Source organism: Methylophaga sp. UBA2689, from assembly GCA_002354555.1.
Taxonomy (GTDB): Bacteria; Pseudomonadota; Gammaproteobacteria; order Nitrosococcales; family Methylophagaceae; genus Methylophaga.
On record DELT01000078.1, the window covers coordinates 19,129 to 27,100 of the forward strand.

Sequence of the window (7,972 nt, forward strand, 5' to 3'; positions counted from 1 at the left end):
AGTGGATAAGATTAGCTTATGAAAACATTGCCACATCGCTATATTGTTGTCGAAGGTCCTATAGGTGTCGGCAAAACCCATCTGGTTAAAAGGTTGGCTGATAGCTTTTCTGGAAATACCTTGTTGGAAGCACCGGAACAGAATCCCTTTCTGGAACGTTATTACCTGCACCCCAAACAATCGGCATTACCCACGCAATTGAGTTTCTTGATGCAACGCGTCAAATTAGCCAAAACATTGCAACAGGATGATTTATTCACCTCATTGCATGTTGCTGACTTTATGCTGGAAAAAGACCGTTTGTTTGCCCAGATATCACTCGATGATGATGAACTGGCCTTATACAACATGGTTTACGATAGTTTGACCATGCACCATCGGACGCCGGATCTGGTGATTTATCTGCAAGCCTCCCTGCCAATCCTGAAAACCCGGATTTCGCAACGTGGTATCAGTTATGAACAGCATGTTGAGGATGCTTATCTGAAACGGCTGGCCGATTCCTATGCTGATTTTTTCCATTATTACGATTCCTCTCCACTATTAATCGTTAATGCAGAGCAAATTGATTTGGTGAAGAGTGAAGCTGATTATCAGCAATTACTGGATCAGATCTGCACTATCCAAAGTGGTCGTCAGTATTACAATCCGTTGCCGGTGAAAGAGAAAAACTCATGAGCCGTACCAGTCTCAATCAGCTGCGTAAAATGAAAGCCGAGCATAACAAAATAGCTGTGCTGACGGCATATGATTCAAGCTTTAGTCACGTTTTGGAACAGGCTGGAGTTGATATCGTTTTGGTAGGTGACTCACTGGGAATGGTCATCCAAGGTCAGGAAAGCACCTTGCCGGTCACTGTTGAGCATATGATTTACCATACCGCCAATGTCATTCGCGGCAGCGAACGCCTGTTTGTGATTACCGATATGCCGTTTATGAGTTATGCCAATACTGATCAGGCATTACACAACGCAGCCCGGTTAATGGCCGAAGGCGGGGCGCAGATGGTCAAACTGGAAGGTGGAGCAGAACTGGTTGATTTAATTACCGCTTTAACCCAGCGTGGCATTCCGGTTTGCGGGCATCTGGGGTTATTACCCCAGTCAGTGCATAAGCTGGGTGGATATCTGGTTCAGGGGAGAGAGCAGTCTGCTGCAGATAAAATTCTGCAGGATGCGATTAGTTTGGAAAAAGCAGGTGCCGATATGCTGGTACTTGAGTGCGTCCCTGCGGCGTTGGCGAAGATTATCAGTGAAGCGCTTACGATTCCGGTTATTGGCATTGGTGCTGGAGCTGACTGTGATGGACAGGTTTTGGTGTTACACGACATGTTAGGTATCACTCCTGGTAAACGCCCGCGTTTCAGCCATGATTTCCTGGCCGACAGTGGTCACATCCCTGCAGCAATAAGTCGTTATGTTGAAGCCGTTAAAAATGGTGAGTTTCCCACAGCTGAGCAACAGTATTAATGCAAATTGTTGAATCGATTCTGAGCCTGCGGGGTCAGATAAAGACCTGGCGTGCTGAACATCAGACTATTGCCTTTGTGCCAACCATGGGGAATCTGCATGAAGGGCATATCTCTCTGGTCAAAAAAGCTCAGACACTGGCTGACAAAGTGGTGGTCAGTATTTTTGTCAATCCATTGCAGTTTGATGACAAACAGGATTTAGCCAACTATCCCCGCACGTTGCAGGCAGATATTGAAAAGCTGACTCAGGTGGGCTGTAATCTGTTATTTACTCCTGATAATGAAGTGATGTATCCACAGGGCAAGGACTTTCATACCTTTATCCATGTGCCCGGTATGGATGACAAGCTCTGTGGCCTGGAGCGTCCCGGACACTTTGATGGTGTTGCGACAGTCGTCACCAAGTTCTTCAATATAGTGCAGGCCGATGTTGCGGTGTTTGGTGAAAAGGATTACCAGCAATTATTGCTGATTCGTAAACTGGTGGCTGATTTGAACTTGCCAATTAAAATCGTGGGTGCAGCTACTGTAAGAGAAGATAATGGTTTGGCGATGAGTTCACGTAATCAGCATTTAAACGAAACGCTGAAACAGCAAGCGGCAGCATTGTATTCAAATCTGCTTGAACTCAAACGACAGCTGGAGTCTGGCAATCAGGACTATTCGGCTTTACTGTCTCAAGCCCATACGCAATTAACGGCTTCCGGGTTTACATTGGATTATATTGATATTCGTCGGGCAGAAGATTTGCGATTGGCTAATCCGGAAGTGGATAAAGAGTTGCGGTTGCTGGCGGCGGGACGTGTGGGCAGTGTACGGTTGATTGACAATATTGCCTGTAACCTTGCTTGAGCATTCTTAAAAAGCGATAATATACGGCTTACTAACGGAATTTTGCCAGCTATGCATCTGACACTGTTAAAAGCTAAATTACATCGTGCCTGCGTAACCCATTCTGAACTGGAATATGAGGGTTCATGCGCGATTGATGGCAAATTACTCGAAGCCGCCGGCATTCACGAGTATGAACAAATTCATATTTACAACGTCGCTAATGGTGAACGTTTTGTGACGTACGCCATTCGTGCTGAAGACGGTTCTAATATCATCTCAGTTAACGGTGCTGCGGCACATAAAGCCTCCCCGGGCGATCGTATTATCATCTGTGCCTATACTGCTATGGATGCAGAAGAAATAAAAAGCTTTAAACCGACGCTGGTTTATCTGAATGAAAATAATGATATTACCCATATGCGTCATGCCATCCCTGTTCAAGCGGCCTGATTAAAACCCTTCAGATATAACGGTTTGCGAGACTGTCACCGAACAGTCATCAAACCGTTATTTTTTTGTCATATGTGTTCTCTAGACTTTGCAGCATGAAGTTACCAGAGAAACCGTATGCTCAATATTGAACAAGCCGTTCAACAAAAATTTCCCAATTTTCAAAATCAAAAACCTTGGGTCAGAATTCCGACGTTAGGTTTTCTCCGAAAAATCACTCATGAACAGGAAGTTAATCGTTTTCTGGAGCAGCATAAGCAGCTTGAAGGCTTTGATTTCATTGATGAGGTGCTGGACTACTTCAATTTTAGCTACAGCATTACTCATCGTCATCGTAATAATATTCCGGCTACAGGCCGTGTTGTCATTGTCGCCAATCATCCATTAGGTGCGTTAGATGGATTATGTTTATTAAAACTGGTGGGTGAAGTCAGGCGTGATGTTAAAATTGTTGCCAATGATATGCTGCTGAATTTTTCGGCATTAAGTTCGTTATTTTTACCCGTCGATAATCTCTCCAAATCTACCCGTAAAAGCAGCGTTGCTCGTATAGTTGAATGCTTAAATAACGATGAGGCTGTGATTGTGTTTCCGGCTGGTGAAGTGTCACGCATACGACCCGGTGGTGTTCGTGATGGTAAATGGAACAGCGGTTTTTTAAATTTTGCCAAGAAAACACAATCGCCTATTCTGCCGATATATGTTGAAGCCAGAAACTCTTCGTTATTTTATAGCGCATCGATGGTTTATAAACCATTGTCAGGCATGATGCTGGCGCATGAAATGTTCAATAAAAACTCCAAAACCATCTCGATGCGAGTAGGGGAGTCGATTGCCTATCAGCAAATTGAACAGTTGCCGCTGATAAAGGCCGAAAAAGCCAAATTATTAAGACGTCATTTATATCGACTGGCCAAAGGCAAAAAACCGCTGTTTGTCACTGAGCAGACGATTGCCCATCCCCAGGAACGTCGGGCAATCAAAAAAGAATTGCAGCAAGCGGAATTGTTAGGCGAAACAGCCGACAATAAAAAAATATATCTGTTTGATTATCAATCAAATTCAGCTGTGATGCAGGAGATTGGTCGGTTACGGGAAATTACCTTCAGACAGGTTGGCGAAGGAACGGGCAAAAGACGTGATTTAGATCATTATGATCGCGATTACCGGCATTTAATTCTGTGGGATGAGCAGGAACTGGAGATAGCCGGTGCTTACCGAATTGGCGAAGTCGCTCGTATTATGAATGCAGGTCGTGATATCTATACCAGCGAGCTGTTTCAGTTTACTGCGGCAATGCAGCAGTATTTCCCGGCAAGTATTGAATTAGGTCGCAGCTTTGTCAGCCCCAAATACTGGGGTAAGCGCAGTCTGGATTATTTATGGTATGGCATCGGTGCCTATCTAAAACGTTATCCAGAGGTCCGGTATCTATTTGGTCCTGTCAGTTTGAGTAACACCTATCCTGATTTTGCCAAGGCATTAATTGTCAGTTTTTATCAAAAGCATTTTGCCGATGCAGAAACACTGGCCACCGCCAGAGTACCTTATCTGTTTGATAGCGAGATACAGCAGCGAGTAAAAGCAACGTTAGTTAACCCCGATGCAGACAGTGATTTTATGGCGATGCGTGAGCAAATGGCACATATGAATGTAACGGTGCCGACGCTTTATAAACAGTACGCCGATATTTGTGAGCCAAGTGGTGTGCGGTTTATCGATTTTAATATTGATGCCAATTTCGGTAATTGTATCGATGGACTGGTGATGGTTGATCTCCAGCAATTAAAACCAGCTAAACGAAAACGTTATTTAGGTGAAAAAAATAACTAACATCACCCATGGCAGCGTTTGAGTTTTTTTCCACTGCCACAAATACAGTTATCATTTCGGCCAAGTTTGATGGGAGGCAGGAATTCACCATCCAGATAAAACCATAGGCCATCCTGTCGACAAAACCGTGACCTTTCATGTAACTGGCCCAACGGATTATCCAGATAAAAAGCAATAAACTCGACCTCAGCTTCATCACCATCTTGTGAGTGTTCGATAATAGTTAAGCCCAACCATTGTGTCGTTTGCATGGTTTGCTGCAAGCTGGTGTTATCGTCTGGCTGTCGTTGAGATGGATGCAACGTTGTCTGCAAATAATTGCTCTGTTGCATAACAAACGCACTATAACGCGAACGCATTAACTGTTCAGCCGTGACTGCAGTCTGTTTACCCTGATGTAATAAACCACAACAATCTTGATATGTTTTCCCACTAAGGCAAGGACAGCCCTGATCTTTCATTAAAATACAATCTTCATTAAATCAGGGTGTTGTAAGGTGTAGTTGAGTTTTGTTTTAATTTTTTGATTACTGATTATTTTGTATTTAACTTCTGTTTCAGTATCAAACTCGGGAGCGGATAACCCCATCAGCTTTCTCGCATAACTGTAAAATTCACGTTTGCTGGGATGGGTGTCAGCACAACCATTAAAGGTTTCTCCCCAGGCTTGTTGTTGCAAAATGGCATCAATAATACCGAGGCAATCATCAAGGTGAATCAGATTCACCGGAGCATCTGCTTGAGGCACACGACGACCATTTCGGAAAAACCTGCCTGGATGACGCCGTTTATCAATCAAACCACTGAAACGTAATATCGTTGATTGGAAATGATTGTTGGTTTGAAACTGCTGTTCTATTTGCCACAGGATGCTGTCGTGGTCTTCAGCATGCTCATCCTCAGTCACTTCACGATTGAGACTTTGATAAACCGAGGTGGAGCTGATAAATAATACCTTTTGAATCGGTGATTTCTCGATTTGCTGAATAAGATTGGCAAAAGCAGTTTGATTTTTAGAGGTGATATTTATAATGAGAATTTCGTTATGCAAAAATTCTTGGATATCGAATATCTGGTCAATATCAACATAAAATGCGCTGGCGCCAGCTGTAGCAATTTCAGAGAATTTTTCACGATGACGAGTCGATGCTTTTACATGAAAGCCTTGTTTGTATAGTTGAGTTGCCAGTGGTAATCCCAGCCAGCCGCTCCCTAAAATACTGATAGTGTTAATGCTCATTTCCTTCTAGACAAAGACATAATTTGTCTATTGTGCAGCTTGATGTAGATCAAAACAAACCACTTCGTTACATAGGCCTAACCTATAAACACGTTATGCTAAGGTTATGATCGTTGCCTGGAGTTACAGATGAAACAGCATATGCAGACTCAACCATTCGAACAAACCTGGCATCACCTTAGTTCAGAGGAAAGTTTGTCACTACTCGAGAGTGACAAGCATGGTTTGGATTCCGAAACCGTTGAACAACGTTTGCAGCAATTTGGTGAAAATCATTTGCCTCGGGTTAAAGGGCGTTCAGCATTAGCCAGGTTATTTTCTCAGCTGCACAATTTGATTATTTATGTGTTGTTAGCTGCGGCGTTGCTTACCGCTTTGCTGGGGCATTGGATAGATTTCTGGGTAATTCTTGCGGTTGTCATATTAAACACGCTAATTGGCTTTATTCAGGAAGGAAAAGCCGAAAAAGCGCTTGATGCTATTAAAGATATGCTGGCGCCTCATGCAACAGTAATCCGCAGTGGGCATCGTCTGCGGATTGAAGCCGATCAGCTGGTTCCCGGTGATGTGGTGGTGTTGGAACCTGGCGATAAGGTACCTGCTGATATAAGGCTTTTCAGTGCAAAAGGCTTACAAATTCAGGAAGCGGTATTAACCGGAGAGTCAGTCGCTGTTGAAAAACATATTCAACCGGTAGCAAGTGATGCCGTATTAGGTGACAGGCTGTGTATGACGTATTCAGGCACGTTAGTCACTTCTGGTCAGGGACATGGCATAGTCGTTGCGACCGGAGCGCATACTGAGATTGGTCGCATCAGTGGCATGATTTCCGATATCGAAAATCTCACTACCCCGTTATTACAGCAAATTTCAGTGTTTTCTCGCTGGCTCACCTTGGTCATTATGGTGATTGCCGGATTGGTATTCAGCTACGGTTACTGGCTGAACCAGACCCCAGCTATTGAGATGTTTATGATTGTGGTTGGTGTGGCCGTAGCGGGTATTCCTGAAGGTTTACCCGCTATCCTGACCATCACGCTGGCGATTGGCGTGCAGCGCATGGCCAGTCGCAATGCCATTATCCGCCGTTTGCCAGCAGTAGAAACTCTGGGCGCGGTATCCATTATCTGCTCTGATAAAACCGGTACCTTAACCCGCAATGAAATGACTGTTTCCACTGTGATGAGCTCGGCAAATAACTATAGCGTCAGTGGTGTGGGCTATTCTCCAGCGGGTGAGTTCACCATTGATGAGCAGGCCATTGAAACCGAACAGCACGAAATCTTAACGTTGCTTTTACGTTGTGCCGCTATTTGCAATGATTCAGCATTAAAGCGGCGTGATGATGACTGGCTGGCCGAAGGCGATCCGATGGAAGCAGCGATGCTTACCGCCGCATTAAAGGCGGATTTTACACTGGAGGAGCTGAAACAATTTTACCCACGACGTGATGTTATCCCGTTTGATACTGCACATCGTTTTATGGCCACCTTGCATCATGATCACCAGGGACATGACTTTATTGCTGTAAAAGGAGCACCGGAAAAACTCATCGAGCTTTGCCAGATTCAGCGAACTGAACAAGGCGATGTGGAAGTCGATCAGGCTTATTGGCATGCACAGATTGAAAAAATTGCAGCAGAAGGCCAGCGAGTGCTGGCCGTAGCCACTAAAACCGTGGAGCAACATACCGGGGAATTGCAGTTTGAAGATTTAGATCAGGGACTGGTGTTACTAGGCTTGATCGGGCTGATTGACCCACCGCGTGAAGAGGCCATTACTGCTGTCAGTGAATGTCATAAAGCCGGTATTCAGGTCAAAATGATTACAGGCGACCATGCCGCAACAGCCAGTGCGATTGCAGCAAAACTTGGTTTGCATCATACGAAGACAGTGTTGACCGGGCACGATCTAGCACAACTCAGTGATGCAGAGTTGCAACATGCTGTTAACCAAACTGATGTTTTTGCCCGTACAGCACCAGAGCATAAATTAAGACTGGTCAGTGCTTTACAGGCCAATGGTCATGTTGTTGCGATGACGGGGGATGGGGTAAATGATGCCCCGGCATTAAAACGAGCAGATGTCGGGATAGCAATGGGGCAAGGGGGGACTGAGGCGGCCAAGGAAGCGGCAGAAATGGT

8 protein-coding genes are annotated in these 7,972 nt (G+C 44.7%); 6 read left to right on the forward strand and 2 right to left on the reverse strand.

The window, feature by feature from the left end; all coding sequences use genetic code 11:
- Positions 1–18 precede the first annotated feature (18 nt).
- The 5 genes from B3M51_RS09490 to B3M51_RS09510 all read left to right on the forward strand — a co-directional run bounded on the left by B3M51_RS09490 (position 19) and on the right by B3M51_RS09510 (position 4,588).
- Positions 19–678 carry a deoxynucleoside kinase gene (locus B3M51_RS09490; RefSeq protein WP_292480380.1) on the forward strand — a complete coding sequence of 220 codons (660 nt, stop codon included), beginning with the start codon at positions 19–21 and terminating at the stop codon, positions 676–678.
- Positions 675–1,469 carry a 3-methyl-2-oxobutanoate hydroxymethyltransferase gene (gene panB / locus B3M51_RS09495; protein ID WP_292480382.1) on the forward strand — a complete coding sequence of 265 codons (795 nt, stop codon included), beginning with the start codon at positions 675–677 and terminating at the stop codon, positions 1,467–1,469. Before B3M51_RS09490 ends, panB begins: the two co-directional genes overlap by 4 nt.
- Complete coding sequence (panC, locus tag B3M51_RS09500) at positions 1,469–2,323, forward strand: pantoate--beta-alanine ligase (protein WP_292480384.1); 855 nt, start codon at positions 1,469–1,471, stop codon at positions 2,321–2,323. The genes panB and panC overlap by 1 nt, the downstream gene beginning before the upstream one ends.
- A 51-nt stretch (positions 2,324–2,374) precedes the next feature.
- On the forward strand, positions 2,375–2,755 hold the full coding sequence (gene panD, locus B3M51_RS09505) for an aspartate 1-decarboxylase (RefSeq protein WP_292480386.1): 381 nt from the start codon (positions 2,375–2,377) through the stop codon (positions 2,753–2,755).
- Between the two features lie 117 nt (positions 2,756–2,872).
- Positions 2,873–4,588, forward strand: coding sequence for a lysophospholipid acyltransferase family protein (locus B3M51_RS09510; protein ID WP_292480387.1), 1,716 nt, complete (start codon positions 2,873–2,875; stop codon positions 4,586–4,588).
- A gap of 2 nt (positions 4,589–4,590) precedes the next feature.
- Here the strand turns inward: B3M51_RS09510 and B3M51_RS09515 are convergent, their stop codons facing one another.
- Together B3M51_RS09515 and B3M51_RS09520 are read right to left on the reverse strand one after the other, a co-directional pair.
- Positions 4,591–5,049: a YchJ family protein gene (locus B3M51_RS09515; protein WP_292480389.1), complete on the reverse strand. Its 459-nt coding sequence runs from the start codon at positions 5,047–5,049 to the stop codon at positions 4,591–4,593.
- A complete protein-coding gene (locus tag B3M51_RS09520; RefSeq protein ID WP_292758589.1) occupies positions 5,049–5,828 on the reverse strand; it encodes an SDR family oxidoreductase in 780 nt (259 codons plus the stop codon). Before B3M51_RS09520 ends, B3M51_RS09515 begins: the two co-directional genes overlap by 1 nt.
- A gap of 129 nt (positions 5,829–5,957) precedes the next feature.
- Between B3M51_RS09520 and B3M51_RS09525 the strand changes: the two genes are divergently transcribed.
- Positions 5,958–7,972: HAD-IC family P-type ATPase (locus B3M51_RS09525; RefSeq protein ID WP_292758592.1), on the forward strand; the 2,015-nt coding region annotated here is incomplete at its 3' end.

Excerpts from the sequence above, each read along its gene's own strand:
- B3M51_RS09490 (WP_292480380.1), top strand. The coding sequence starts at position 19 with ATGAAAACATTGCCACATCGCTATATTGTTGTCGAAGGTCCTATAGGT.
- B3M51_RS09510 (WP_292480387.1), top strand. The coding sequence starts at position 2,873 with ATGCTCAATATTGAACAAGCCGTTCAACAAAAATTTCCCAATTTTCAA.
- B3M51_RS09515 (WP_292480389.1), bottom strand. The coding sequence starts at position 5,049 with ATGAAAGATCAGGGCTGTCCTTGCCTTAGTGGGAAAACATATCAAGAT.
- panD (WP_292480386.1), top strand. The coding sequence starts at position 2,375 with ATGCATCTGACACTGTTAAAAGCTAAATTACATCGTGCCTGCGTAACC.
- B3M51_RS09520 (WP_292758589.1), bottom strand. The coding sequence starts at position 5,828 with ATGAGCATTAACACTATCAGTATTTTAGGGAGCGGCTGGCTGGGATTA.
- panB (WP_292480382.1), top strand. The coding sequence starts at position 675 with ATGAGCCGTACCAGTCTCAATCAGCTGCGTAAAATGAAAGCCGAGCAT.
- panC (WP_292480384.1), top strand. The coding sequence starts at position 1,469 with ATGCAAATTGTTGAATCGATTCTGAGCCTGCGGGGTCAGATAAAGACC.